This window comes from Brachybacterium sp. NBEC-018 (assembly GCF_024860185.1).
GTDB lineage: Bacteria > Actinomycetota > Actinomycetes > Actinomycetales > Dermabacteraceae > Brachybacterium > Brachybacterium rhamnosum.
The window spans coordinates 3427232-3453212 of record NZ_CP100650.1; the positions used below are offsets into that span (position 1 = coordinate 3427232).

The window sequence follows — 25981 nt, forward strand, 5'->3', positions numbered from 1 at the left end:
CCTCCCCGGTGACGGGGACGGGTCAGTCAGCGACCTGCAGCAGGGCGTTCTCCACGAGCTCCGGCATCGCCGGGTGGATCCAGTACTGGGTGCGCGCGAGGTCCCGGGCCGTCTGCCCTGTGCTCATCGCCTGCACGAGCAGCTGGATGAGCGAGGTCGCCTCCGGGCCGATGATCTGCGCGCCGAGGATCGCCGTGGACTCCGCGTCCACGACGAGCTTGAGGAACCCGGTGGTGTCCTCCATCGCCCAGCCGTAGGCGATCGAGGCGTACTCCTGCACGGCGACGCGGATCTCGCGGCCGGAGCGCTCGGCCTCCGCGCGGGCCGTCTCCTCGTCCACCCCCACCCAGGCCACCTGGGGATGGGTGAAGACGCCGAAGGGCACGGGCATCTCGTCGGAGCGGCGCATCTCCTCCGGGTGCAGCACGTTGTGCCGCACGATCCGCAGCTGATGGTTCGCGACGTGCTTGAGCTGATCGGGGCTCGAGATGTCCCCGAGCGCCCACACGCCGGGGAGGACCTGGCCCTCCGGGTCGAGCACCCGCTGGTAGGCGTCCACGGCGACCCGGCCGCCCTCGGCGAGGCCGATCCCGCCGGCGGCCACGTCGAGCCGGTCGGAGTTGGGACGCCGACCGGTCGCGACGAGCACGTCCTCCGCCTGCAGGACCACCTCCTCCCGGCCGCGCGTGCCGCGCAGCTCGACACCGCCCTCGGTGCGGCGCACGGAGGTCGTGTCCAGGCCCGTCTCGAGCCGGATCCGGCCGCCGAGGATCTCGGTGAGCCGGGCGGAGACGTCGGCGTCGGCCGCGCGCAGCACCCGCTGCGAGCGGGCGACGAGGGTGACGTCCACGCCGAGCGCGTCGAGCACGTGCGCGAACTCGACGGCGATGATCCCCGAGCCGAGGATCAGCATCGAGGCGGGCAGCGCGTCCATCCGCATGACCGTGTCGGAGGTCTGCGGGGCGGCGTCGGCGAGCCCGTCGATCGCGGGGATCTCGGGGCGGGAGCCGGCGCCGAGGACGATCGTGTCCGCGGTGATCTCACGGGTGGTGCCGTCCGCGAGCTCGACCCGCAGGGTCTTCGGGCCCGTGAAGCGGGCCTCGCCGCGCAGCAGGGTGAGGTTCGCATTGTCCTCGTGGGAGGCGCGGTACTCCTCGCCGCCCGCGGAGATCGGGTCGATCCGGCCGAAGATCCGGTCCCGGATCGCGGGCCAGTCCACGCCCTCGAGCCGCTCGCGCACACCGAGCGCGGCGGACTCCGACGGCGCGAGCGCGAGATCCGCGGTGCGCACGAACATCTTCGTGGGGATGCAGCCGAGGTTCAGGCAGGTGCCGCCGAAGACGGCCTGCGGGCCCACCCCGCGGTCGATCTGCACGATGCTGCGGCCCGCGAGGTCCGGTCCCGGGAAGGAGTTCACCGAGCCGGAGCCGATGAGGGCGATGTCGTAATGGGTCTGCGCGTTCACCGTGCCAGGCTAGTCCGCCGCGCGCCGGCGGGGTGATCCTGGTTGAATCGGTCCCGACGCCCCACCGCACCCAGGAGCCGCCATGACCGCCGCCGCCCATCCCGCCGACGCCCATGACGTGATCCACGTGGTCGGGGCCCGCGAGAACAACCTCCGCGGGGTCGACGTCGACATCCCCAAGCGCCGCCTCACCGTCTTCACGGGCGTCTCCGGCTCCGGGAAGAGCTCGCTCGTGTTCGGGACGATCGCCGCGGAGTCCCGCCGCCTGCTCAACGAGACCTACAGCGCCTTCGTGCAGGGCTTCATGCCCTCGACCTCGCGCCCCGAGGTGGACGTGCTCTCCGGGGTGACCTCCGCGATCGTCGTGGACCAGGAGCGCCTCGGCGGCGGCCCCCGCTCGACCGTCGGCACCATCACGGATGCGAGCGCCTACCTGCGCACCCTCTTCTCCCGCCGCGCCGAGCCCCATGTGGGCGGCCCCGGCGCGTACTCCTTCAACGTCCCCTCGGTCTCCGCCGCCGGCGCGATCACCGTGAAGAAGGGCGGGAGGACCCTCGCGGAGAAGGCGGACTTCTCCCGCGTGGGCGGCATGTGCCCGCGCTGCGAGGGCATGGGCAACGTGAGCGACCTCGACCTGACGGAGCTGTACGACGGCACGAAGACCCTCTCCGAGGATCCGTTCACGATCCCCGGCTACACGGGCGACGGCTGGAACGTGCGGATCATCCGCGAGTCCGGGTTCATGCCGCCGGACGTCCCGATCCAGGACTTCACCGCCCGCCAGCGCGAGGACTTCCTCTACAAGGAGCCCACGAAGGTGAAGATCGGGGACGTGAACCTCACCTACGAGGGGCTCGTCCCGAAGATCCGCAAGTCCATGCTGTCCAAGGACCGCGACCAGATGCAGCCGCACATCCGCGCCTTCGTGGACCGCGCGGTCACCTTCATCACCTGCCCCGACTGCGAGGGCACGCGGCTGGCGGAGCACGCCCGCACGTCCCTCATCGACGGGGTCTCCATCGCCGACGTCTCCGCCCTGCCCGTCACCGACCTGCGCGACTGGGTCGCGGGCCTCGACGACGAGGGCGTGGGCCCGCTGCTGGCGAACCTCCGCGCCCTGCTCGACGCCTTCGTCGGGATCGGCCTCGGCTACCTCTCCCTGGACCGCCCCTCCGGCACGCTCTCCGGCGGCGAGGCGCAGCGCACGAAGCTCGTCCAGCACATCGGCTCCGCCCTCACCGACGTCACCTACGTCTTCGACGAGCCGACGGTGGGCCTGCACCCCCACGACATCTCCCGGATGAACGAGCTGCTCCTGGAGCTGCGGGACAAGGGCAACACGGTGCTCGTCGTCGAGCACAAGCCGGAGACCATCGAGATCGCGGACCACGTCGTCGACCTGGGCCCGCGGGCCGGCCGCGACGGCGGCGAGCTCGTGTTCGAGGGGGACGTCGAGGGGCTGCGCGCCTCCGGCACCCTCACGGGCCGCTTCCTCGCCGCCCGCACCCGCCTCAAGGAGACGGTGCGCGAGCCCACCGGGGCCCTCGAGATCCGCGGGGCGAGCACCCACAACCTGCGCGACGTCGACGTCGACGTGCCGCTCGGCGTGCTCACCGTCGTCACCGGCGTGGCAGGCTCCGGCAAGAGCTCGCTCATCCACGACTCCCTCCCCCGCGACGCGGACGTCGTCATGGTGGACCAGTCCCCGATCCGCGGCTCGCGCCGCTCGAACCCCGCGACCTACACGGGACTGCTCGAGCCGATCCGGAAGGCCTTCGCGAAGGCGAACGGCGTCAAGCCCGCCCTGTTCTCCGCGAACTCCGAGGGCGCCTGCCCCGTGTGCAACGGCGCCGGCGTCACGTACACCGAGCTGGGCTTCCTCGAGACCGTCGAGTCGGTGTGCGAGGAGTGCGAGGGCCGCCGCTTCCAGGCGTCCGTGCTCGAGCACACCCTCGGCGGGCGCAGCATCGCCGACGTGCTCGAGATGTCCGTCGCGGAGGCGCGCGAGCTGTTCTCCGACGGGGAGGCGAAGGTCCCCGCCGCGGCGCGGATCCTCGGCCACCTGGACCAGGTGGGCCTCGGCTACCTCACGATCGGCCAGCCGCTCACGACCCTCTCCGGCGGCGAGCGGCAGCGCCTCAAGCTCGCGACCCACATGGGCGAGAAGGGCGGGATCTACGTGCTCGACGAGCCCACCTCGGGGCTGCACATGGCGGACGTCGAGCAGCTGCTCGCGCTCCTGGACGCCCTCGTGGACGCGGGGAAGTCCGTGATCGTCATCGAGCACCACCAGGCCGTGATGGCGCACGCGGACCGCATCATCGACATGGGCCCCGGCGCCGGCCAGCACGGCGGCACCGTCGTCTTCGAGGGCACGCCCGCGCAGCTCGTCGCCGAGCGGGCGGGCCTCACCGGCGAGGCGCTCGCGCAGTACGTCGGGGCCTGAGGGGCCTGCCGACGGGGCCGACGCCGGGACGGCCGACGGCGCCGTCGGCCCCGTCGGCTCAGCCCTCGCCGCGCCAGGCGGGGTTGATCCGATGGAACAGGCGGCAGTCCGCCCAGCCGCCGCCCGCCGAGCCGAGCCGGAGGTACTGCGGGGCGAGGCCGATCTGCGTGAAGCCGTTGCGCTCGAGGACCCGGGCGGAGGCCTCGTTGCCCACGGCGACGCTCGCCTCGACGCGGTGCAGGTCGAGCGCGCCGAAGGCGAGATCGACGGCCTCGCGCACGGCGCAGGAGGCGACACCGCGCCCGCTCGCCCCCGCATCGACCCAATAGCCGAGGCTCGCCCACTGGGCGGGGCCGCGCAGCACGCCGCTGAGGGTCAGCCGGCCCACGACCTCGTCGTCCACGGTGATGACGAGCGGGACCGCGGACCCGGCCTCGAGCTGGGTGCGCAGCGAGCGGATCATGCGCCGCTGCCCCTCCTCCGTCGCCCATCCCTCGGGGCGCACCGGGGCCCCGGTGAGCAGGTGCTCGCGGTTCACGGTCTCGAGGTGGGCGAGGCGTGCGGCGTCCTCCTCGAGCAGGAGCCGCAGGGCGATCCGCTCCGGGGCCACGCGCTCGTGATGGTCCTGCCGCTGTGCCGTCATGGCGCCAGCGTAGGGCCGGTGCACCCCGTACCGTGTCCCCGTGACCCGCCCGCTCCCCGCCGCCCTGCTCGCCGCGCTGCCGCTGCTGCGCTGTCCCGTGTGCGCGCTGCCGCTCGACGCCCGGGAGCGCACCCTGGGCTGCGCGGGCGGCCACCGCTTCGACGCGGCGCGCGGCGGATCCGTCTCCCTGCTCTCCGGTCCCGCGCCCGTGAGCGGGGACGACGACGACATGGCCCGGGCCCGGGACCGCTTCCTCGCGACCGGCGCCTACGGCCCGCTGCGGGACGCGGTGCTGGACCTCGCCGCCCCGGAGGCCTGCGCCGGCCCCGACGGGAGCCCCGCCGCCGCCCGTCGGACGGTCCTGGACGCGGGCTGCGGCTCGGGCTGGTACCTCGCCGCCCTGCTCGCGGAGCAGCCGGGGACCCTCGGCATCGGCCTGGACACCTCGACCCGCTCCCTGCGCTTCGCGGCCCGCGCCCACGAGGACCTCGCCGCGGTCGGGGCGGACCTCTTCTCCCGCCTGCCGCTCGCCGACGCCTCCGTGGACGTCGTGCTCGACGTGTTCTCCCCGCGCAACCCGCCCGAGTTCGCACGGGTGCTGCGCCCGGGCGGCCGGCTCGTCGTGGCCCGCCCCGCACCGGACCACCTCGCCGAGCTGCGGGAGACGGTGCCCGCGATGGTCGGCATCGACCCGCGCAAGGAGGAGCGGCTCGCCGCCGCCCTGGACCCGCACTTCACGGCGGGCCCCGAGATCATCGTGCGGGCGCCGCTGCGGCTCGGCGCGGAGGCGGCCGCGGACCTCGTGCTCATGACCCCGAGCGCCCGCCACGTCGACCCGGCCGCGCTCGCGCTGCCGGACGTGCTCGAGGTGACGCTCTCGGTCCGGGTGAGCGCGTGGACGGTGCGCTGACCCGCACCGTCCACGCGCGGGATCAGGCGAGCGGGCCCACGACCCCCTCCGCGGCGGCGAGCAGGGAGCCGTCCCGCAGGCCCGCCTCCGCGGCGGCGATGTCCGGGGCGAGGAAGCGGTCCGGCCCCGGCCCCTCCACGTCCTCGCGGAGCGCGCCGATCACCGCGGCGCACGCGGCCGAGGGCTGCAGCGGGGCGCGCAGGTCCACGGCCCGCGCGGCCGTGAGCAGCTCGATCGCGAGCACCCGGCGCAGGTCCTCCACGGAGGTGCGGAGCTTGCGGGCCGCGTGCCAGCCCATCGAGACGTGGTCCTCCTGCATCGCCGAGGAGGGGATCGAGTCCACGCTCGCGGGCACCGCGAGGCGCTTCATCTCGGAGACCAGCGCCGCCTGCGTGTACTGGGCGATCATGAAGCCCGAGTCGACGCCCGGGTCGTCGGCGAGGAAGGGCGGCAGCCCGTGGGAGCGGGCCTTGTCGAGCATCCGGTCTGTGCGCCGCTCGGCGATCGAGGCGAGGTCCGCGCTCGCGATCGCGAGGAAGTCGAGCACGTAGGCCACCGGGGCGCCGTGGAAGTTGCCGTTCGAGGTGACGGTGCCGTCCTCGAGCACGACGGGGTTGTCGATCGCGCTCGCCAGCTCCCGCTCGGCGACGGTGCGGGCGTGCGCGATCGTGTCCCGCACGGCGCCCGCGACCTGCGGGGCGCAGCGCAGCGAGTAGGCGTCCTGGACGCGGGAGCCCTCTGCGGCGACGTCGGCGATGATCGGGGAGCCCTCGAGCAGGGCCAGCACGTTCGCGGCGGAGGCCGCCTGCCCGGGGTGCGGGCGCAGCGGCGCGTGCAGCTCGGGACGGAAGACGCCGTCCCGGCCGCGCAGGCCCTGCACGGTCAGGGCCGTGGTGAGATCCGCGGTGCGCACGAGCTCGTCGAGGTCCGCGAGGGCCATGAGCAGCATGCCGAGCATGCCGTCGGTCCCGTTGATGAGGGCGAGGCCCTCCTTCTCCTCGAGCAGCACGGGGGCGATCCCGGCCTCCTCGAGCAGCTCCGGGACGGGACGCTCCGCGCCGTCGCGGTCGCGGGCGCGCCCCTCCCCCATGAGGACGATCGCGCAGTGCGACAGCGGGGCGAGGTCCCCCGAGCAGCCGAGCGAGCCGTACTCGTGGACGATCGGGGTGATGCCGGCGTTCAGCAGGGCGAGCATCGTCTCGACGACGACGGGCCGCACGCCCGTGCGGCCCGAGGCGAGGGTGCGGGCGCGCAGCAGCATCAGCGCACGCACCACCTCCCTCTCCACCTCGGGACCGGCGCCCGCCGCATGGGAGCGGATGAGGGAGCGCTGGAGGGCGTGGCGCATGGACGGCGGGATGGAGGTGTCCGCGAGGGCGCCGAACCCGGTGGAGACGCCATACACCGGGGTCTCCCCCGCGGCGAGGGCGTCGATGTGGGCGCGGACGGCGGCGACGTGCTCGCGGGCGGCGCGGTCGAGCTCGACGCGGGCGCCGCGGCGCGCGACCGCGAGCACCTGCTCCGGCGTGATGTCGGTGCCGGAGAGCGTGACGGTCTCGGGGGTGCGGGGGGAGGTCATGGCGGGTCCTCTCGGTCGAAGGGAGGCGGGTTCAGGGCAGGCGCCGGCCGGCACGGCGCACCTCGTGGGTGAGCGGCATGCCGGGGCGGTAGGCGAGGTGGATCGCGGCGGGGGCGTCGAGCACGTGGAGGTCCGCGCGGGCTCCCACGCCGAGGTGGCCGACGTCGTCGCGGCGCAGGGCGAGCGCCCCGCCGCGGGTCGCGGCCCGGATCGCCTCGGCGAGGGTGAGGCGCATCTGCAGCACCGCGGTCGCGACGCAGAAGCCCAGGGCGCTCGTGTAGCTCGTGCCGGGGTTGCAGTTCGAGGCGATCGCGAGGTGGGCGCCCGCGTCGAGCAGGGCGCGGGCGGGGGCGAGCGGGGCACGGGTGGAGAGGTCGCACGCGGGCAGCACGGTCGCGACCGTCGGCCCCGCATCCACCGCGAGACGGCCCGGGGCGTCCCCGGGGGCGGTGGGCAGGGAGGCGGTCGCGGCGAGCGCGTCCACGTCCCCCGCATCGAGGTGGTTGAGGTGGTCGACGCTCGCGGCGCCGTGGCGCACGGCGAGCTCCACGCCGCCGCTGCGGCCCAGCTGATGGCCGTGCACACGAAGTCCGAGGCCCGCGGCGGCGCCCGCGGCGAGCACGCGGGCGGACTGCCCCGGGTCGAAGGCGCCGTCCTCGCAGAACACGTCGATCCAGCGCACGTGCGGGGCGACCGCCTGCAGCATGTCCCCCACGACGAGGTCCACGTAGGCCTCCGCGCGGCCCGCGTGCTCCTCGGGCACGAGATGGGCACCGAGGAAGGTCACCTCGTCGATCTCCCCGGCCCGGGCGAGGGAGTCGAGCAGGCGCGCGGCGCGGGCCTCCTCGCCGACGGTGAGGCCGTAGCCGGTCTTCGTCTCGAGGGCCGTGGTGCCGCCTGCGGCGGCCTCCGCGATCCGGGAGCGGACGAGGGCGAGGAGCCGCTCGTCGCTCGCGGCGCGGGTCGCGGCGGTGGTGACGGCGATGCCGCCCGCGGCGTAGGACTCCCCCGCCATGCGCGCCTCGAACTCGGCGGCGCGGTCGCCGTCGAAGACGAGGTGGGTGTGGGAGTCGACCCAGCCGGGGAGCACGGCGCGGCCGCCGAGGTCCTCGCGGGCATCCACCGCGGGGGCCTCGGCGGCGGGGCCGGTCCAGGCAACACGGCCGTCCTCGACCACGAGCGCGGCGTCGCGAAGCACCTGACCGGGAGCGGCGCCCCGTTCGTCCGGCTCCTCGAGGGCCGGGTCGAGGGTCCACAGCTCGCTGATGCCGGTGAGCAGGGTGCTGGTCATGCGTCCTCCCAGAGGGGGCTGATGGCGTCCTGGAGCAGGCGGGCCACGTCGCCCAGGCGGTGACGGCCCTCGGCGACGATGGTCTCCCCGCCGCGGATCACGGTGGTGACGTCCGCCGCGGTCGCGGTGAGCAGGATCTGCGCCGGGTCAGAGCCGGCCGTGCGCACCGTGTCCAGGGAGAGCACCGCGAGATCCGCGGGGGCGCCGACGGCGAGGCGCCCGGCGTCGGGGCGCCCGATGCTGCCGTGGCCGGTCGCGGCCTCGAGCAGCTGCGCGGGGGTGAGGCGGCCGCGCTCGCCGCTCGCCAGCCGCTCGTGCATCTCGAGGGCGCGGGCCTCCTCGACGAGGTCGATCACGGCGTGCTGGTCGCTGCCCAGGCACAGCCGCGCCCCGGCCTCGCGCAGGGCCCGCGCGGGGCCGATGCCGTCGGCGAGGTCCCGCTCGGTGGTGGGGCAGAAGCTCGCCCAGGCCCGGGCCGCCCCGAGCAGGCGCAGGTCCTCCGCCGTGAGGTGCGTGGCGTGGACGGCGGTGAGGTGCTCGTCCAGCAGGCCCGCGTCGGCGAGCAGGCGCACGGGGGTGCGGCCGTGATGGGCGAGGCAGGCCTCGTTCTCCGCGGGCTGCTCGCTCACGTGCACGTGCAGCGGCAGGCGCGGCCCGCCCCCGCCGAGCTCGGGGAGCAGGGCGGCGAGCCGCTCGAGCTGGTCGAGCGGCACGGCGCGCACGGAATGGGCCGCGGCGCCCACGAGCATGTCCCCCTGCGGCGCCTCGCGCTCCTGCAGGTCCCGGACCCGCTGCGCCCAGGCGTCCGCGTCGCGATCGGCGAAGCGGCGCTGCTCGGGAGCCGGGGGCAGGTGCCCGCCCGCGTCGAGGCCTCCCGCGAGGTAGAGCGTGTCCAGCAGGGTGAGCCGTACCCCCGCCTCCGCGGCGGCCTGCTCGAGCGCACGGCCCATGGCGTTCGGATCCGCATGGGGCGCGCCGCCGGGGGCGTGGTGGACGTAGTGGAACTCGCCGACGGCGGTGACGCCGGCGAGCGCCATCTCGGCGTAGGCGGCGCGGGCGAGGGCGAGATAGCGCTCGGGATCCAGGCGCGCGGCCACGTGGTACATCCGCTCGCGCCAGGTCCAGAAGGTGCCGCCCGCATCGTGGGTGCGGCCGCGCAGCGCCCGGTGGAAGGCGTGGCTGTGGGTGTTCGCGAGGCCCGGCAGGGTCACGCCGGACAGGATCTCGTCGCCGTCCTGCCGCGGGGCGACCTCGACCCGGTCCAGCCGGCCGGCGGCGTCGATGCCGATCCGCACCCCGCGGCGGTGTCCCTCGGGCAGCAGCGCGTGCTCGCACCAGAGGGTGCGCCGCGCGCCCCTGGCGTCCGTCCCGCTCATGCCGCGAGCTCCTTCACGACGGTGACCAGGGCGTCCACGCCCGCGTGGCAGTCCGCGGCCTCCGCATGCTCCTCGGGGGTGTGGGAGGAGCCGGTGGGGTTGCGGACGAACAGCATGGTGGTGGGCACGCCGGCGTTCGCGAGGATCCCGGCGTCGTGGCCGGCGCCCGTGCCCAGCAGCGGCGTGGCCTCCCCGAGCGCGTCCCGCACCCGCAGCGTGAGCGTCTCGTCGAAGCGGGTGGCGGGGGTCCAGGACTCCTCGCGCAGCGCCTCGGGGAACAGCCCGTGGAGGTCCGCGATCACCCCCTGCACGAGGTCCTCGCGCGGGGAGCGGGCGTCGAGCCAGGCGGTCACGTGGGAGGGGATCGCGTTGATCCCGCCCGGGGTCACCTCGAGCTTGCCGACGGTCGCCACGCAGCGGTGCTCGTGGTCGTCGCGGCGGGCGGCGGCCTCCCGGGCGGCGAGGGCGAAGGCCGCGGCCTCGAGCATCGCGTCCGCCCGGTCGGCGAGGGCCGTGGTGCCGGCGTGGTCGGCGCGGCCGGCGAAGTCCGCGCGCCAGCGGCCGTGCGGCCAGATGTCGGTGCCGACGGCGACCGCGGAGGTCCCCGGGTCCATGAGCGCGAGCGCCTTCCCCTGCTCGACGTGCAGCTCGACGAAGGAGCCGACGCGGGCGAGGGTCGCCGGGTCCGGTCCGAGGCCGAGGCCGCGCCCGGCGGCGCGCAGGGCCTCGGCCATGCTCACGCCGTCCGCGTCGCGCAGGCCCAGGGCCCGCTCCGCGGTCATGGCTCCCGTGATGACGCGAGAGCCCGCGCAGGCGACGCCGAAGCGCGCCCCCTCCTCGTCCCCGAAGTTCACGACGCCGATCGGGACGGAGGGGCGGAACCCCTCCTCCTGGAGGACCTGCACGGCGGCGAGCGCGGAGACCACGCCGAGCGGGCCGTCGTACGCGCCGCCGTCGGGCACGGAGTCGAGGTGGGAGCCGATGACGACGCCCGGCGTCTCGTCGGGATCGCCCCACCAGGCCCACTGGTTGCCCATGCGGTCCTCGGTGAGGTCGAGGCCGAGGGCCTCGCACTCCCCCGCGAACCACTCGCGCAGGGTGTGGTCCTCGCGGGTCCAGGCGAAGCGGCGGTAGCCGCCCGAGGCGGCGTCGCGGCCCACAGGCAGCAGCTCGGCCCAGCGGCGGTCGAAGCCGGCGTGCACGGCGCTCATGACCGGGCCCCTTCCTGCGCGTCGACGGGGAGGATCGTGCGCTCGGGCGAGACGTCCGTGGCGCGGCCCCACACCCAGTAGAGCGCGCCGGGGACCACGAGGCCCACGATCCAGCTCACGTCCGCCCCGCCGAGGGCGACCGTCAGCGGGCCCGTGTACATCGTCTGGGCGAGGAACGGGATCTGCACGAGCACGCCGATCACGTAGGTGACCAGGGCGGGCGCGCGGAACGCGCCGTAGCGGCCGTGGGGGTCGTAGAGGGCGGGGATGTCCACCCGCTCCCGGGAGACCAGGTAGAAGTCCACGAGGTTGATCGCGCTCCACGGCGTGAACACCATGAGCAGCAGCAGCACGAAGTTCTTGAAGTTCGCGAGGAAGTCCGCGGAGGCGGCGATCGCGATGATCACGGAGAGCGCGAGGAACAGGAGCACGAAGGCGAGGCGCATGCCGGGTCGGACCACGACGCGCCGCGAGAAGCCGGTGACGGTGGTGAGCATGGTCATCGCGCCGCCGTAGGCGTTGAGCGTGTTGACGGTGAGCTTGCCGGAGACGATCACGAGGTAGATGACGATCGCGATCGCCCCGCCTCCGGCCAGCTCGCCGACGAAGCCCACCTGGTCGTCCAGGAAGGTGGAGCCCGGGACGGAGGCGATGAGCGCCCCGATCGCCATGGCCCAGGTGGAGCCGATCACCGATCCGGCGAAGGTCGCCCCGAAGGTCCGGCGGGCCGGGGTCCCCGCGGGGAGGTAGCGGGAGTAGTCCGCGACGTAGGGGCCGAAGGTCAGCTGCCAGCCGGCGCCGAGGGACACGGCCAGGAGGAAGGGCACCGCGTCGAAGGTCGCGTCGGAGAGCAGGCCCGCGGCGTCGTACGCGGTGAACAGCCGCAGCGTGATCCAGGCGAAGCCCAGCACACCCATCACCGTGGCGATCCGCCCCAGCCCGTGGATCCACCGGTAGCCGACCGCGGCGACCACGAAGGTGATCAGGCCGAACAGCACGATCCCCACCCAGGGGGCGTCGACGTGCAGGACGCGGTTGATCGCCTGGCCGGAGAGCACGGTGCCCGTCGCCGCGAACCCGAGGTACATGAGGATCACGAGGACCAGCGGGAGCGCCGCCCCGATCACGCCGAACTGGGCGCGGCTGGAGATCATCTGGGGCAGTCCCAGCCGGGGTCCCTGCGCGGAGTGCAGTGCCATGACGGTCCCGCCGAGGACGTTGCCGAGCGTGAGCCCGACGATCGCCCACAGGGCGTGGGAGCCGAAGACGACCGCGAGGGCGCCGTCCACGACGGCGGTGATCTGCGTGGTCGCGCCGAACCAGAGGGTGAGCTGCTGGGAGACGCGGCCGTGCCGCTCGGCGTCCGGGACGAAGTCGATGCTGCGCCGTTCGAGGCCCGCGACGGCGGGGGCCATCTCAGGCACCCGCCTTCGGCGCGGTGCGGGACGCGGCGCGCGCGGTCGCCTCGCGCTGGGCGCCGGCGGGGTCCCCCGCGTCGCGCACGTGCGGGGGCAGGGGGACACGGACGCCCCGCTCCTCCGCGACCTCGGCGGCGCGGGAGTAGCCGGCGTCGACGTGGCGGATCACGCCCATGGCGGGGTCGTTGGTGAGCAGCGCGGTGAGCTTCGCGGCGGCGAGGTCGGTGCCGTCGGCGACGCCCACCTGGCCGGCGTGGATCGAGCGGCCAATGCCGACGCCGCCGCCGTGGTGGAGGGACACCCAGGTCGCGCCCGAGCTCGCGGCGGTGAGGGCGTTCAGCAGCGGCCAGTCGGCGATCGCGTCGGAGCCGTCGAGCATGCCCTCGGTCTCCCGGTACGGGGAGGCGACGGAGCCGGAGTCGAGGTGGTCGCGGCCGATGACGATCGGTGCGGAGACCTTCCCCTCCTTCACGAGGCGGTTGAAGAGCTGCCCGGCGAGGTGGCGCTCGCCGTAGCCGAGCCAGCAGATGCGGGCGGGGAGGCCCTCGAACTCGACGTACTCGCCGGCCGCGTCGAGCCAGCGGTGCAGGTGCTCGTTCCCGGGGAAGAGCTCCTTGAGCGCGGCATCGGTGACGGCGATGTCCTGCGGGTCGCCGGAGAGGGCGACCCAGCGGAACGGGCCGAGGCCCTCGCAGAACAGCGGGCGGATGTAGGCGGGGACGAAGCCGGGGAAGGCGAAGGCGCGCTCGCATCCGGCGGTGCGGGCCTCGTCGCGGATCGAGTTGCCGTAGTCGAAGACCTCGGCGCCCTCGTCCTGGAAGTCGACCATGGCCTGGACCTGGCGGGCCATGGACTCACGGGACTTCTTGGTGAAGCCCTCGGGGTCCGCGGCGGCCTCGGCCTGCCAGGAGCCCACCTCGTGCTCGAGCGGGAGGTAGGAGAGCGGGTCGTGGGCAGAGGTCTGGTCGGTGACGACGTCGATCCGCAGGTCCCCCGCGCGGTGGCGCTCGAGCAGCGCGGGGAAGACCTCGGCGGCGTTGCCGACGATGCCGATGGAGACGGCGCGCTCCTCGTCGCGGGCGGCGCGGGCGCGGGCGACGGCGTCGTCGAGGTCCTCCGCGATCTCCGTGAGATAGCGCTTGGCGACGCGGCGCTCGAGGCGCGAGCGGTCGACGTCGGCGATGAGGCACACGCCCCCGTTGAGGGTCACGGCGAGCGGCTGCGCCCCGCCCATGCCGCCGCAGCCGCCGGTGAGGGTGATCGTCCCGGCGAGGGTGCCGCCGAAGCGGGCGCGGGCGACCGCCGCGAAGGTCTCGTAGGTGCCCTGGAGGATGCCCTGCGTCGCGATGTAAATCCAGGAGCCGGCGGTCATCTGCCCGTACATGAGCAGGCCCTCCCCCTCGAGGCGCCGGAACTCGGGCCAGGTCGCCCAGTCCGGGACGAGGTGCGAGTTCGCGAGGAGCACGCGCGGCGCCCAGGGGTTGGTGCGCAGCACGCCCACCGGCTTGCCGGACTGCACGAGCAGGGTCTCGTCCTCCTCGAGGTCCTGCAGGGTCGCGACGATCGCGTCGAAGGCCTCCCAGCTGCGGGCGGCGCGGCCGGTGCCGCCGTAGACGACGAGGTCGTCGGGACGCTCGGCGACCTCGGGGTCGAGGTTGTTCATGAGCATCCGCAGCGGGGCCTCGGTCTGCCAGGACTTCGCGGTGAGGTCGGTGCCGCGCGGTGCGCGGACGGGGCGTGCGCCGGGGAGGGACATCGGGACTCCTGCTGCGGGATGGGGATCGGGGTGAGATCCAGGACACCATCCGGGGCCCCGGCCGTCGAGAGCCCCCGATCGGTCACTGTCCGGTATCCCGGACAGTTCTCACGCCTGTCACAGATGGAGCCTCCTCGAGAGCTCCCGCAGGACCTCCCGGCCCCGCGAGGCGGTGATCTGCGCGAGCGCGAGCGCGGCGCACAGCAGCGAGGGCAGCGGCGTCGTCACCCAGCCCAGGACCAGGAAGAGCAGCGGGACCAGGCCCAGTGCGATCGTGAGCGCCGCGTACAGGACGTGGTCCCCCGGCTCCATGCGCCGCACCCGGACCAGCACGAGCACTGCGATGATCGAGCTGCCGCACACGATCGGCACGGTGTAGGTCACCGACCAGGCGTGCCAGCCGGTGAGGTAGTCCCAGTACGCGCTCACCAGCCCCACGAGCACCACGAGATAGGCCGTCGCCCGGGCGAGGTTGCGCCGCTCCCGCAGCGCGATGAGGACCAGCAGCCAGGTCGTCGCGAGCCCCAGCCAGGAGGCGCGCAGCCAGCCCCAGCCGGACTCGGTGTGCGGCAGCAGCAGCTGCAGCGCGAAGGAGGCGAGCACCATCCCCACGGAGACCAGCAGCAGCACCCGCAGCACGCGCCGGCCCGAGTAGCGCAGCGCGACGGCGGGGAACGGCTCCGCGGGACGGGGCGAGCCGGGGCCGGTCCCGTCCGTGAACGGCTCGAGCTCCGTGCCGCACAGCGGGCAGCGCGTCCAGCTCCCCTCGATCCGGGCCTCGCACCCGCGGCAGCGGCTCACACGCCCACCTCGGCGAGCTCGTGCTCGGTCACGCGGGTCGCCGCGACGGACACCTCGACGCCGCGCGCGACGAGCAGCCGCACCACCTCCCGCACGTGGTCGGTGCGCACGAAGGGCGCGGTGAAGCTCACGGTGAGGATCCCGGCGTGGGAGATCGCGCAGAACTGCGGGCGCACCGCGGAGACCTCGAACATCATCCGCCGCACATGCGCCTCCGCGGGCTCCGGCAGCTGCGCCCGGCCCAGGTTCGAGACGGCGAGAGTCAGGCTGCGGTTCACGCGCGCGTTGACGACCCGCAGCAGCAGGTCCTTGAGCGGGCGCGGCACCAGTCGCGGCACGAGCATCTGCTCGAGGCCGATCAACCGGCGCAGCCGCGCCGCGAGCGCCTCCGCGCTCACCTGCGGGCGGAACCCTTCCTCGAGGGACCGGGCGAGCTCGTCGAGGTCTACCTCGACCTCGGGAACCGCCTCGTGGGGCGCATAGGTGTGCTCGAGGCGCACGGTCGCGAAGAAGTTGCGCGGGGAGTGCGAGGGGAAGAACTGCCGCAGGTTCACGGGCACGGAGACCGCGAGCGTGCGGGCCGTGCCGAGGCCGCCGGAGGAGCGGCGCACCCCCTCGAGCAGCAGCGCCGTGAGGTACGAGGAGAGGGACACACCCGCCGCGCGGGAGAGGACGAGCACCTGGTCCGCGGGCATCGACAGCTCGACGGTGCGGGGGCGGAGGTCCGGGGTGAGCTCCCCGTGGACCCGGTGGACGCGGGAGCGGTGGTGGGCGCCGTCGGCCCCGGAGATGCGAGCGGGGCGACCGCCCCGCCCGGTCGCCCCCGTGGAGACGAGGGAGGCGAGCTCCTCCGCGGCACGCAGGGCCGCGGGGGCGGCGTCGCGGGCGAAGCGGGCGGGATCGGGGGCCCGGTCACGGATCCGGCGGCGTCGGAAGTGGTGGCGAAAGGCGTCGACCGTGATCCCCCGGTGCGCGGAGGCCTCCGCCTCGTTCACGTCCCGGGTCGCCTCCTGGGCGGCCTCCCGGCGCTCCCCCTCGGCCTCCTCGTCGCTCGCGTCCCGTCCCTCTCCCCGCAGCCGCAGGTACGCGGCGAGCAGGTCGCCGAGGAACCACAGCGCTCCGGTGCCGTCGACCAGCGCGTGGAAGACCTCGAGGCCCACCCGGTCCGCGTGGTGGACCACACGGAACAGCAGGCCGGGGTGTCCCGGCTCGTAGAGCGGGGCGCAGGGCGGCAGGACGTCGGCCACGACCTGCGGATGCTTGTCACTGCCCTGCAGGTAGTACCAGAACAGCCCGCGGCGCAGCACCGCCCGGAACAGCGGGTAGCGGTCCACGGTGAGCTCGAGCGCCCGCTGGAGCAGCACCGGATCCACCTCGTGGTCGAGCTCCGCGCCGAGGCGGAACACCTTGGGATCGCGGGCGCTGCGCGCCGCGAGGAAGATGTTCGAGGCATTGTCGAGCCGTGCCCAGGCGCGGGTGCTCACCCGGGCGGCCCGTCGTCGAGGAACGCCGTCATGACGCCGAGCGCCTCGCGGGGTGCGCGGGCCCGGCGGGGCAGGGTGATGAAGCCGTGGAGGGCGCCCGCCACCTCGTGCAGGCGCACCCGGTTCCCGGCCGCCTCGAGCGCGGCGGCGTAGGCGGCGCCCTCGTCCGCGAGCAGGTCGAGCTGCGCGGTGATCACGAGCGTGTCGGGCTGCCCCGTGAGGTCGGTGCCGTGCAGCGGGGCCACCTCCGGATCGTGCCGGCGCGTGGGATCGGGGACGTAGAGCTCCAGGTAGTCGCGCACCTCGGCGGAGGTCAGCCGCAGCCCCTCCCCGTAGCGGCGCACGGACTCGAAGGGGCTCGTCGCCGGGTCGTGGTCCTCCTGCGTGACCGGGTAGAGCAGGATCTGCCGCCGCGGCACCCCGTGCCCCTCGCGGGCGAGCCGCTGGGAGACGACGGCGGCGAGGTTGCCGCCGGCCGAGTCGCCCATGAGCACGAGCGAGCGGGCGTCCTCGAGGCCCACCCGCCAGGGCTCCGCGAGGAACATCCTGGCGACGCGGTAGCAGTCCTCGAGACCGGCCGGGAACGGGTGCTCGGGCGCGAGCCGGTAGTCGACGGAGGCCACGGGGCAGCCCAGCGCGTCCGCGATCGCGGCGCAGGCGGGTGTGTAGCTGTCCACGTCCCCGGTGACCCAGCCGCCGCCGTGGAGGAACAGGACCACCTCCTCGCGGCTCCGCTCGCGCGGCAGGAACATCCGGATCGGCACCGGATGGGTGCCCTCGCCGTAGCGGGCGGTGACGTCGATCGGCTGGTAGCGCAGCGAGGGGAGACCGGCGAGCGCGCGCTGCAGGCGGCGCACCTTCGCGTAGTCCTCGCGCATGTTCACGCGGGGTGCGGAGAACAGGCCCAGCAGCCGCGACCGCAGCTCGCCCACGGGAGGGCGCCCGGAGCCGGTCCGGGGGCGGGCACGGTCGGAAGGGTCCATGGGCGCAGGATAGGCGGCGCGCGGCTCAGGCCGCGACGCCGCGCAGCCGCCGGGTGATCTCCGCGGCGGCGCTGCGCACGGCCGCCTCGCAGCGCGCCGCGAGGTTCCCGCCCTCCTGCGGGGCGGGATAGGTGAGGGCGACGGAGGCCGCGGGGTAGCCGGCATGGTCGCGGACCACCGCCGCGACGGAGGCGAGCTCCGCCGTCACCTCCCCGTGCTCGTGGGCGACGCCCTCGGCGCGCACCCGCGCGAGCAGCTCCCGTAGCTCCCGCGGCGAGGTGGGGCCGGGGACGTCGGTGCGGGCGGAGAAGTCCGCCTCGCGCCCGTAGAGGGCGCGCAGCTGCGCCGCGGGGAGCTGCGCGAGGATCGCCCGGCCGCTCGCCGTGAGGTGCGCGGCGAGCCGCACGTCGATGTCGGTGACGAGGCTCGGGCGCCGTGGCGCGCGCTCCTCGACGACGTAGAGGACGTCGGCCCCGCGCAGCACGGCGAGGTGCCCGGACTCCCCCACCTCGTCGACCATGGTCTCCACGACACGCCGGCCGATCCTCGCGAGCGGCACCTGGCGCAGGTGGCCGCCGGAGAGCTCGTGCGCCGACGGCCCGAGCCCGTACAGACGCTCCTCCCCCAGGTGCACGACGTACCCGTGCTCGGTGAGTGCCGAGAGCAGGTCGTAGGTCCGCGATCGCGGGAGGTCGAGGTCCTGCGCGATCCGCGCCGCGGCGACCGGGCCCTGCTGGGTCGCGAGGTGCGTGAGGATGCGCAGGGTGGCATCGGCCGCGGGGACCTTCGATCTGCCCGGGGCGGCGCCGGCGTCGCGGTCGCGTCCGCTCGTCACGTCACCGCCTGATCGGCGCGGGCGAGGATCGCGACGGCGCGGGCGAGCGCCTCCTGCTCGTGGTCGGTGAGCGTGCCGAGCCGGGCGGAGAGCTCGCGTCCCCAGTGCTCGCGGATGCGTCGGTTGCTCTCCGCGGCGCGGTCGGTGAGCTCGAGGCGCGTGGCGCGCGAGTCCTCGGGGTCCGGACGCCGCGCGAGCATGCCCTTGCTCTCGAGACCGCGCAGGGCGGCGGAGAGGTTCGGCCTGCGCAGCCCGAGGCCCTCCGCGACGGCGCTCGGGCCCGCGCCGGGATGGTGGTCGACGTACCGCAGGACCATGACCTCGGTCCCCGTGAGCGGGACGGCGCCGCTGCGCTCGTGGGCTCCGCGCTGGAGGTGGCGTGCGAGCTGCACGATCTCGTCCCCCAGGTCGGCGAGCACCGAGTCCGGCGGCGGTGCGGGGTGGGCGCCCTTCGACGTCGGCGATGTCACGTCCCGGATCCTATCGCCCCCCACACTAGTTATGCTTTCATAACTATCTATGACCGCCACCTCCCCGCCCGGCACCCGGGCCACTCGCACCGACGCCCCCACCGCCGACGCCATCGGCACCACCGTCCTGCTCGCGCTCGGGCTCCTCAGCGCGATCGCCCCGCTCGCCACCGACCTCTACCTCCCGACCTTCCCGACCATGGCGGCGGAGCTCGGGACCAGCTCGACCGTGATCCAGCTGACCCTGACCACCTTCCTCCTCGGCCTCACCGTCGGACAGCTGGTCTTCGGCCCCCTCTCCGACCGCTTCGGCCGACGAGTGCCCCTCGTGATCGGCTCCGCGCTGCTCGTCGCCGCCTCCCTCGCCTGCGTGCTCGCCCCCGATCCGACCGTGCTCGTCGCCGCCCGGCTCGTCCAGGGGTTCGCAGGGGCCGCAGGCATGGTGATCGGCCGCGCGATGATCGCCGACCTGGCCGCCGGGCCCGCCGCCGCACGGGCCTTCAGCCTGATGATGCTCGTCAGCGGCGTTGCCCCGGTGATCGCCCCGGTCCTCGGCGGCCTTCTCGGCGACCGGCTGGGCTGGCGGGGCCTCCTCTCCCTCGTCCTCGCACTCTCCCTGATCATGCTTCTCACCGTGCTGCTCGGGACCCGCGAGACCCTCCCGTCCGCGCGGCGCACCCGCCGCCGCGAGCGGGCCGCGGGCGCCGCCACCACGAGCCCCCTGCGCAGCCGCGTCTACCTCGGCCGCACGATCACCTTCGCCTGCTCCTTCGCCGCGATGATGGCGTACATCTCCGCCTCGCCGTTCATCTACCAGCAGCTCATGGGCCTCGGCACGGCCGCCTACGGGGCGGCCTTCGGTGCCAACGCCCTCGCCCTCATGGCCGTCAGCGCCCTCTCCGCCCGGCTCGCCGCCCGCATGGACCCCGCACGCCTGCTCCGGATCGGGATCACCGCGCTCGGGATCTCCGTCGCCGCCGGCCTCGCGCTCTGCCTCACCGGCGCGGACCCGCGCTGGCTCATGCTGCCGATCCTCACGGCGACCGCCGCCCAGGGCCTGATCCTCGGCAACGCCACCGCACTCGCCCTCGCGTCCGTCCCCCAGGGCGCGGGCACCGCCTCCGCCGTCCTCGGGGCGCTGCAGTTCGGCCTCGGGGCGCTCGTCACCCCGCTCGTCAGCCTCGGCGACGGGACCGGTGCGCTGCCGATGCTGCTCGTCATGGCGGTGTGCACGCTCGCCGCCGCGGCGGGTGGGCTGATCGCGCGGACCGCCCCCGACGAGGCCGCTCCCCCGACCGTGCGCACGGCATAGGCTGGGAGCATCCGTCCCGACCGCACCAGGAGCGTCGTGCCCACCACCCCCGCCCCGTCCGACCGCCGCGCCGTCTTCCTCGACTACGACGGGACCCTCGCGGAGCAGGGCGTCGTGCCCGCCGCCCATGTCGAGGCCGTGCGGGCGGTGCGGGAGAACGGCCACGCGGTGCTGCTCAGCACCGGCCGCTGCGCCTCGATCGTCGCCCCCGAGGTGCTCGACCTGCTCGACGGCGCGGTCTGCTCCGCGGGCGCCCACGTGCGTGTGGGCGACGCCCTGCTGCGGGACGAGCGCTACCCGGAGGCGCTCGGCCGCCGCGCCGTCGAGGTGCTCACCGCGCACGAGGTCCCCTTCGTGCTCGAGGCCCCCGACGCCCTGCTGTGCACCCCGGCGATGGCCGCGTGGATCCGCGACCGCGCCGAGGCGCTCCCGCCCGCCGCAGCTGGCACCGTGGGCGGCGGCACCCTCGACCTGGCGCGCGCCGTGCGGCTCCCCGAGGATCTCGCGAGCTGCTCCTTCGCGAAGATCTCGCTGTGGCGCTCCCCTGTGGCCGTCGAGCAGCTCGCTGCGGAGATCGGTGAGGAGATCGCCGCGCTGCCCAGCTCGATGAGCCGGGTGGACGGCAGCGCCGGGGAGCTGTTCCTGCGCCACCTCGACAAGGCGGGCGGCGTGCAGCTGGCGGCGGAGCACCTCGGGCTCGGCATGGACGCCACGGTCGGCGCCGGCGACGGGCTGAACGATCTCGGCATGCTGCGTGCCACGGGCACCTCGATCGCGATCGAGGGCGCCCCGGCGTCGGTGCTCGAGGCGGCGGATCTTGTGGTCCCCGGCCCGGAGGAGGCAGGCCTCGCCCTGGCCTTCGAGCGCCTCGGCCTGCTCTGAGGCCCTCCCCGCGACGGAGCCGCGAACGAGCGCCCGGCGCCCGGCGGCCTCAGCGCACCGGACGCCGGCGCAGGCCCAGGAGCACGAGGCCCGCGACGGCGACGAGCGCCCCGGCCCCCATGAGCACGACCGCCTGCGCCGGCAGCTGATCGGCGAAGCGGCCCTCGAAGACCTGCACGAGCGGGCCCAGGAACGCGGCCTGGTCCACGGCATCGGGCACCACCTGCTCGATCCTCGAGGCGAGCAGGCAGTCGAGCGCCCCCGCGGCCGCCGCGGCGATCCCGGCGAGCAGCAGCAGCCCTCGGCGGTGGCCGCCGATCAGCAGGGCGAGCAGCGCCATGCCCAGGGCGATCGGCCCCAGACGCTGCGCCCACGGGTCCAGCACCGTCGCATGGTGGAGTAACGGGACATCCGGCACCGTGAAGAGCGTGACGGAGGCGCTGTCCGGGCGCGGCAGGGTGATCGGCAGGTGCGTCTCCACCCCGTCGAGGATCGCGTCGATCCCGGGGGCGAGGTCGACGTCGACCGGGGCGCCGCCGGGGGTGAACAGCGCGCCGTGCAGCTGGACCATCGTCTCGTCCCACATGGCCGCGTAGGCGTCGGTCCCGGCGAGCTGCGAGGCCTGGTCCTGGGCGAGCGGGGTCAGCGACTCCTGGATCCAGGAGGGCACGGCGTCGTCGGCGAGGAGCTGCTCGACGGCGCTGTCCGTGAGCGTGGTGCGGAAGGCGGGGTCGTCCGCGAGCGGCTGCGTCACCGCGAGGAAGCCCTCCTGGTCGACGACGTTCTGCTCGAACCACACGGCGGGCAGCCAGGCCGCCCCGAGCACGAGGGCGCCGAGGAGCAGCAGGACGGAGAGCAGGTCGCGGAGGGCGGTCACGGGCCCCACGGTACCGGCGGCGCCTGAGGGTCCCCGGACGCACCGCGGCCCCGCATCCGAGGAGGGATGCGGGGCCGCGGCGGGCGGGCCGAGGATCAGCCGATGCGGATGTAGGTCCAGCTGCCGGAGTAGATGTTGCGCTCGGAGGTGTCCACGCGCTTGTTGCCGGCGTCCACGAACTTGCCGTTGCCGGCGTAGATGCCGATGTGGCCGGGCTTGTAGACGAGGTCGCCCGGGCGGGCCTCGGAGGCGGAGACCTTCGTGCCCATGGCGGCCTGCGCGCCCGCGCTGTGGGGCAGCGAGACGCCGTGCTGGGCGTAGACCCAGGCGGTGAAGCCCGAGCAGTCCCAGCCGGAGGTCGTCGAGCCGCCGTACACGTAGGGGACGCCGATGCCGTTGCGGGCGGTCGCGAGGATCGAGGAGCCCTTGCCGGCGGACGGCGCCGGGGCGGAGCTCTCCGACTCCTCCGAGGAGGACGAGTCGTCCGAGGAGTCGCTGTCCGAGGACGAGGAGGACTTCTTCTTCGTGGAGGATTTCTTCGAGGAGGACTTCTTCTCGCTCGAGGAGGACGAGGAGGAGCTCGAGGAGTCCTCGTCGTCGTCATCGGTCGAGGTGCGCTCGGTGCTGCGCGAGGAGGAGCTCTCCGAGCGGGTCTCCTGCGAGGAGGAGGTGTCCTCCGAGGAGTCGTCGGCGGCCTCAGAGGAGGTGTCCTCCGTGGTGGTGTCCTCGTCGGTGGCCTCGTCCGAGGTCGTGTCGTCCTCGGTCGTGGTCTCCTCGACGACGGGCTCGGGCTCGGGCGGCAGCTCGATGGAGATCGTGCCGGCGGCGGGGGCGAGCGCCGGGGCGGCCTCGGCCTCGTCGTCACCGGAGGCCTGCACCGCGGGGATGCCGACGGCGGGGGCGGTCACCGGGGCGAGGACGGGCGCGGCGGCGGCCTCGGCCTGCGGAGCGGAGTCGGACTGCGGATCGGCGAGGGCGGCGGAGGCCCCGCCGAGCATGAGGCCCGCGGCGACGGCAGCACCGGCGGCGGCGCGCCCGGCGCGGACGGCAGGGGTCACCGTGCGCATGGCGCGACGGTGAGTGTTGTTCGCAGTCTTCGACACGTGAGCTCCCGATCCCCGGGGCTCTCGCCCTGCGCACGGATCTCCTCGCTGTCCTGCCCGGTGCGCAGTGGGGGACCCGGGGGACGAACCGGGCGATCCTCGCCGCGGCACGCGTCCGACCCTAGGGGGACCCACCCGCCCCTGCGCGCACGCTGGGCGCTTCTGGGGAAGAGCTTGGAGAAGCCTTTACCCGTGTGAGATCACGGTCACACGCAGCTGACCTGCGACGGCGAGCGGGACGCCGATCTCACCGCCGGCCGGCCCGCGCAGCACGAAGCTGTCGGCGACCCGGTCGACGTCCGCGACCGCACCGGGGACGATGCCGTGGTCTGCGAGTTCGCCGAGCTGGCCGGGATCGGACTGGAGCACCTCACCGATCCGCTCGATGCGCACCTCCGCGCGGGCGCCGTCGGCGACGACGTCGCCGAGGTCCGCGATCGCCTTGGCACGCTCTTGACCCTCCGGGGTGACCTGCTCCTCGCCACCCGCGAGGGTGACGCCGAGCTCGCGCAGCCCCGGGATCGGGTTGCCGTAGGGGTCCACGTAGGGCGGGGTGATGCGCTCGGCGATGCGACGCTCCACCTCACGGCTCATGACGTGCTCCCAGCGGCACGCCTCTTCGTGGACGAGCGCGTAGTCGAGCCCGATCACGTCGAGCAGGTGCCGCTCGGCGAGCCGGTGGCGGCGCATGACGTCCGTCGCGAGCTCCCGGCCCGCGTCCGTCAGCTGGATCCGACGGTTCTCGTCGAGGTGCAGCAGGCCGTCGCGCTCCATGCGTGCGACCGTCTGCGAGACGGTGGGTCCCGAATGACCCAGTCGCTCGGCGATGCGGGCGCGCATCGGCGCGGTCCCCGTCTCGTGGAGCTCGAACACCGTCTTCAGGTACATCTCGGTGGTGTCGATGAGATCGCCGCTCACTCGGTCCCCTCCTTGGTCGGCCGGCAGATCACCCCAGCCTAGTCGTCCGCGCGGACGCCCCGCCCCGCCCCGACGCGGGCGCGCCCCGGAGCCGTGGGGCTCCGGGGCGCGCTCACCGGCGGCGCCGGTGCGGTGCGGGCTCGCTCAGGCGAGGCCCTTGACGATCTCGCGCATGAGATCGGCGGTCTCGGTGGGGGTCTTGCCCACCTTCACGCCGGCGGCCTCGAGGGCCTCCTTCTTCGCCTGCGCGGTGCCGGCGGAGCCGGAGACGATCGCGCCGGCGTGGCCCATGGTCTTGCCCTCGGGGGCGGTGAAGCCCGCGACGTAGCCGACCACCGGCTTGGACATGTTGTCCTTGATGTACGCGGCGGCGCGCTCCTCGGCGTCGCCGCCGATCTCGCCGATCATCACGACGCCCACGGTGTCGGGATCATTCTCGAAGGCCTCGAGCGCATCGATGTGCGTGGTCCCGATGACCGGGTCCCCGCCGATGCCGATCGCGGTCGTGAAGCCGATGTCCGCGAGCTCGTACATCATCTGGTAGGTCAGCGTGCCGGACTTGGAGACCAGGCCCAGCTTGCCGGCGCCCGTGATGTTCGCGGGGGTGATGCCGGCGTTGGACTTCCCGGGGCTGATGAGGCCCGGGCAGTTCGGGCCGATGATGCGGGTGGTGCCCTTGCCCTGCGCGTAGTTGAAGAACTCCGCGGAGTCCTTCACCGGGATGCCCTCGGTGATGACCACGAGCAGCGGGATCGCCGCGTCGATGGCCTCGAGCGCCGCGTCCTTGGCGAACTTCGGCGGCACGAAGACGACCGAGACGTTCGCGCCGGTGGCCTCCATGGCCTCGGCGACGGAGCCGAAGACCGGCACCTCGTGGCCACCCTCGAAGGCGACGGACTGGCCGGCCTTGCGCGGATTCACGCCGCCCACGATCCGGGTGCCCGAGTCGAGCATGCGCTGGGAGTGCTTCATGCCCTCCGAGCCCGTCATGCCCTGGACGATGACCTTGCTGTTCTCATCGAGGAAGATCGACATGGCGGTCCCTCACTTTCCGGCGGCGAGCTCGGCGACCTTGGCCGCGCCGCCGTCCATGGTGTCGGCCTGGGTGACGAGGGGGTGGGCGAAGTCCGCGAGGATCTTCCGCCCCTCCTCCACGTTGTTGCCGTCGAGGCGCACCACGAGCGGCTTGGTGGCGGCGTCGCCGAGCTTCTGCAGCGCGCCCACGATGCCGTTGGCGACCGCGTCGCAGGCGGTGATGCCGCCGAAGACGTTGACGAACACGGCGGAGACCTGCTCGTCGCCGAGGATGACGTCGAGGCCGTTGGCCATGACCTCCGCGGAGGCGCCGCCGCCGATGTCGAGGAAGTTCGCGGGCTTCACGCCGTGCGCCTCACCGGCGTAGGCGACCACGTCGAGGGTCGACATGACCAGGCCGGCGCCGTTGCCGATGATGCCGACCTCGCCGTCGAGCTTCACATAGTTGAGGTCGAGGGCCTTGGCCTTCGCCTCGAGCGGGTCCTCGGACCTGGTGTCCACGAGGGCGGTGTGGTCCTCGTGGCGGAACTCGGCGTTCTCGTCGAGGGTGACCTTGCCGTCGAGCGCGACGATGTCGCCGGCGCCGGTCTTCACGAGCGGGTTCACCTCGACGAGGGTCGCGTCCTCCTCGCGGTAGACGTCCCAGAGCTTCTGCAGCACGGGGGCGACCTTCGCGCCGGTCTCGGCGTCGAACTTCGCGGCCTCGACGATCTCCTTCGCCTTGGCCTCGTCGATGCCCACGTTCGGGTCCACGGCGACGCGGGCGAGGGCCTCGGGCCGCTCGACGGCGAGCTGCTCGATCTCCATGCCGCCCTCGACGGAGCACATGGCGAGGTAGTTGCGGTTCGCGCGGTCCAGCAGCAGCGAGAAGTAGTACTCCTCGGCGATGTCGGCACCGGCGGCGACCATGACGCGGTGCACGGTGTGGCCCTTGATGTCCATGCCGAGGATCTCGGAGGCCTTCTGCTCCGCCTCCTCGGGGGACTTCGCGACCTTCACGCCGCCTGCCTTGCCACGACCGCCGGTCTTGACCTGGGCCTTGACGACGACGACGGGGGTGCCGAGCTGCTCTGCGGCTGCTCGGGCGGCGGCGGGATCTTCCGCGACGACTCCTCCGAGCACGGGAACCCCGTGCTTCTCGAAGATGTCGCGGGCCTGGTATTCGAACAGGTCCACGGGGTGAGTT

At 74.3% G+C, this 25981-nt stretch carries 22 protein-coding genes; 4 read left to right on the top strand and 18 right to left on the bottom strand.

Going from position 1 to position 25981, the window contains the following annotated elements; all coding sequences use genetic code 11:
• Positions 1 to 22: 22 nt before the first annotated feature.
• The gene (locus NLU66_RS15580) at positions 23 to 1465 is read right to left on the bottom strand and encodes a mycothione reductase (protein ID WP_259360518.1); all 1443 of its coding nucleotides are present in this window, start codon (positions 1463 to 1465) and stop codon (positions 23 to 25) included.
• Positions 1466 to 1547: 82 nt separating this feature from the next.
• Here NLU66_RS15580 and NLU66_RS15585 point away from each other — a divergent pair, with 82 nt between their 5' ends.
• Positions 1548 to 3911, top strand: a complete 2364-nt coding sequence (locus tag NLU66_RS15585) for an excinuclease ABC subunit UvrA (RefSeq protein WP_259360519.1) — start codon at positions 1548 to 1550, stop codon at positions 3909 to 3911.
• Between the two features lie 58 nt (positions 3912 to 3969).
• On the opposite strand, the gene NLU66_RS15590 is transcribed toward NLU66_RS15585, so the two are convergent.
• Positions 3970 to 4554 (bottom strand): GNAT family N-acetyltransferase, encoded by a 585-nt coding sequence (locus tag NLU66_RS15590; RefSeq protein ID WP_259360520.1) that lies wholly within the window; start codon positions 4552 to 4554, stop codon positions 3970 to 3972.
• Between the two features lie 40 nt (positions 4555 to 4594).
• On the opposite strand from NLU66_RS15590, the gene NLU66_RS15595 reads away from it, so the two are divergent.
• On the top strand, positions 4595 to 5464 hold the full coding sequence (locus NLU66_RS15595; protein ID WP_259360521.1) for a methyltransferase domain-containing protein: 870 nt from the start codon (positions 4595 to 4597) through the stop codon (positions 5462 to 5464).
• A 22-nt stretch (positions 5465 to 5486) separates the two neighbouring features.
• Here the strand turns inward: NLU66_RS15595 and hutH are convergent, their stop codons facing one another.
• The 11 genes from hutH to NLU66_RS15650 form a co-directional block, all read right to left on the bottom strand.
• Entirely contained in the window at positions 5487 to 7043 is a 1557-nt protein-coding gene (hutH, locus tag NLU66_RS15600) for a histidine ammonia-lyase (RefSeq protein ID WP_259360522.1), read from the bottom strand.
• A 31-nt stretch (positions 7044 to 7074) separates the two neighbouring features.
• Positions 7075 to 8334 (bottom strand): imidazolonepropionase, encoded by a 1260-nt coding sequence (gene hutI / locus NLU66_RS15605; RefSeq protein WP_259360523.1) that lies wholly within the window; start codon positions 8332 to 8334, stop codon positions 7075 to 7077.
• Positions 8331 to 9710, bottom strand: coding sequence for a formimidoylglutamate deiminase (locus NLU66_RS15610; protein ID WP_259360524.1), 1380 nt, complete (start codon positions 9708 to 9710; stop codon positions 8331 to 8333). Before NLU66_RS15610 ends, hutI begins: the two co-directional genes overlap by 4 nt.
• On the bottom strand, positions 9707 to 10921 hold the full coding sequence (locus tag NLU66_RS15615) for an allantoate amidohydrolase (RefSeq protein WP_259360525.1): 1215 nt from the start codon (positions 10919 to 10921) through the stop codon (positions 9707 to 9709). Before NLU66_RS15615 ends, NLU66_RS15610 begins: the two co-directional genes overlap by 4 nt.
• Positions 10918 to 12336, bottom strand: coding sequence for a purine-cytosine permease family protein (locus NLU66_RS15620; protein ID WP_259360526.1), 1419 nt, complete (start codon positions 12334 to 12336; stop codon positions 10918 to 10920). Before NLU66_RS15620 ends, NLU66_RS15615 begins: the two co-directional genes overlap by 4 nt.
• A gap of 1 nt (position 12337) precedes the next feature.
• Positions 12338 to 14095 (bottom strand): urocanate hydratase, encoded by a 1758-nt coding sequence (locus NLU66_RS15625; protein ID WP_259360527.1) that lies wholly within the window; start codon positions 14093 to 14095, stop codon positions 12338 to 12340.
• Between the two features lie 117 nt (positions 14096 to 14212).
• Entirely contained in the window at positions 14213 to 14896 is a 684-nt protein-coding gene (locus tag NLU66_RS15630) for a DUF6320 domain-containing protein (RefSeq protein ID WP_259360528.1), read from the bottom strand.
• Positions 14893 to 16380 carry an alcohol acetyltransferase gene (locus NLU66_RS15635; protein ID WP_259360529.1) on the bottom strand — a complete coding sequence of 496 codons (1488 nt, stop codon included), beginning with the start codon at positions 16378 to 16380 and terminating at the stop codon, positions 14893 to 14895. Before NLU66_RS15635 ends, NLU66_RS15630 begins: the two co-directional genes overlap by 4 nt.
• Entirely contained in the window at positions 16377 to 17363 is a 987-nt protein-coding gene (locus NLU66_RS15640; RefSeq protein WP_259360530.1) for an alpha/beta hydrolase, read from the bottom strand. Before NLU66_RS15640 ends, NLU66_RS15635 begins: the two co-directional genes overlap by 4 nt.
• Positions 17364 to 17388: 25 nt before the next feature.
• Complete coding sequence (locus NLU66_RS15645; protein ID WP_259360531.1) at positions 17389 to 18198, bottom strand: IclR family transcriptional regulator; 810 nt, start codon at positions 18196 to 18198, stop codon at positions 17389 to 17391.
• On the bottom strand, positions 18195 to 18668 hold the full coding sequence (locus tag NLU66_RS15650) for a MarR family winged helix-turn-helix transcriptional regulator (protein ID WP_259360532.1): 474 nt from the start codon (positions 18666 to 18668) through the stop codon (positions 18195 to 18197). The genes NLU66_RS15645 and NLU66_RS15650 overlap by 4 nt, the downstream gene beginning before the upstream one ends.
• 49 nt (positions 18669 to 18717) lie before the next feature.
• On the opposite strand from NLU66_RS15650, the gene NLU66_RS15655 reads away from it, so the two are divergent.
• The gene (locus NLU66_RS15655) at positions 18718 to 19980 is read left to right on the top strand and encodes a multidrug effflux MFS transporter (RefSeq protein ID WP_259360533.1); all 1263 of its coding nucleotides are present in this window, start codon (positions 18718 to 18720) and stop codon (positions 19978 to 19980) included.
• A gap of 36 nt (positions 19981 to 20016) precedes the next feature.
• On the top strand, positions 20017 to 20862 hold the full coding sequence (locus NLU66_RS15660; protein ID WP_259360534.1) for an HAD hydrolase family protein: 846 nt from the start codon (positions 20017 to 20019) through the stop codon (positions 20860 to 20862).
• A gap of 49 nt (positions 20863 to 20911) precedes the next feature.
• On the opposite strand, the gene NLU66_RS15665 is transcribed toward NLU66_RS15660, so the two are convergent.
• The 5 genes from NLU66_RS15665 to sucC form a co-directional block, all read right to left on the bottom strand.
• Positions 20912 to 21739: a hypothetical protein gene (locus NLU66_RS15665; protein ID WP_259360535.1), complete on the bottom strand. Its 828-nt coding sequence runs from the start codon at positions 21737 to 21739 to the stop codon at positions 20912 to 20914.
• 95 nt (positions 21740 to 21834) lie between these two features.
• A complete protein-coding gene (locus tag NLU66_RS15670; RefSeq protein ID WP_259360536.1) occupies positions 21835 to 22806 on the bottom strand; it encodes a C40 family peptidase in 972 nt (323 codons plus the stop codon).
• A 222-nt stretch (positions 22807 to 23028) separates the two neighbouring features.
• Positions 23029 to 23760, bottom strand: coding sequence for a metal-dependent transcriptional regulator (locus NLU66_RS15675; protein ID WP_259360537.1), 732 nt, complete (start codon positions 23758 to 23760; stop codon positions 23029 to 23031).
• Between the two features lie 144 nt (positions 23761 to 23904).
• Entirely contained in the window at positions 23905 to 24795 is an 891-nt protein-coding gene (gene sucD / locus NLU66_RS15680) for a succinate--CoA ligase subunit alpha (RefSeq protein WP_259360538.1), read from the bottom strand.
• Between the two features lie 9 nt (positions 24796 to 24804).
• A complete protein-coding gene (gene sucC / locus NLU66_RS15685; protein WP_259360539.1) occupies positions 24805 to 25971 on the bottom strand; it encodes an ADP-forming succinate--CoA ligase subunit beta in 1167 nt (388 codons plus the stop codon).
• Between the last annotated feature and the right edge of the window lie 10 nt (positions 25972 to 25981).

Bases quoted from the DNA above. Each gene is read 5' to 3' on its own strand.
- NLU66_RS15655 (WP_259360533.1), top strand. From the start codon at position 18,718: ATGACCGCCACCTCCCCGCCCGGCACCCGGGCCACTCGCACCGACGCC.
- NLU66_RS15610 (WP_259360524.1), bottom strand. From the start codon at position 9,710: ATGAGCGGGACGGACGCCAGGGGCGCGCGGCGCACCCTCTGGTGCGAG.
- NLU66_RS15640 (WP_259360530.1), bottom strand. From the start codon at position 17,363: ATGGACCCTTCCGACCGTGCCCGCCCCCGGACCGGCTCCGGGCGCCCT.
- hutH (WP_259360522.1), bottom strand. From the start codon at position 7,043: ATGACCTCCCCCCGCACCCCCGAGACCGTCACGCTCTCCGGCACCGAC.
- NLU66_RS15620 (WP_259360526.1), bottom strand. From the start codon at position 12,336: ATGGCCCCCGCCGTCGCGGGCCTCGAACGGCGCAGCATCGACTTCGTC.
- hutI (WP_259360523.1), bottom strand. From the start codon at position 8,334: ATGACCAGCACCCTGCTCACCGGCATCAGCGAGCTGTGGACCCTCGAC.
- sucD (WP_259360538.1), bottom strand. From the start codon at position 24,795: ATGTCGATCTTCCTCGATGAGAACAGCAAGGTCATCGTCCAGGGCATG.
- NLU66_RS15625 (WP_259360527.1), bottom strand. From the start codon at position 14,095: ATGTCCCTCCCCGGCGCACGCCCCGTCCGCGCACCGCGCGGCACCGAC.
- NLU66_RS15670 (WP_259360536.1), bottom strand. From the start codon at position 22,806: ATGCGCACGGTGACCCCTGCCGTCCGCGCCGGGCGCGCCGCCGCCGGT.
- NLU66_RS15615 (WP_259360525.1), bottom strand. From the start codon at position 10,921: ATGAGCGCCGTGCACGCCGGCTTCGACCGCCGCTGGGCCGAGCTGCTG.
- NLU66_RS15590 (WP_259360520.1), bottom strand. From the start codon at position 4,554: ATGACGGCACAGCGGCAGGACCATCACGAGCGCGTGGCCCCGGAGCGG.
- NLU66_RS15585 (WP_259360519.1), top strand. From the start codon at position 1,548: ATGACCGCCGCCGCCCATCCCGCCGACGCCCATGACGTGATCCACGTG.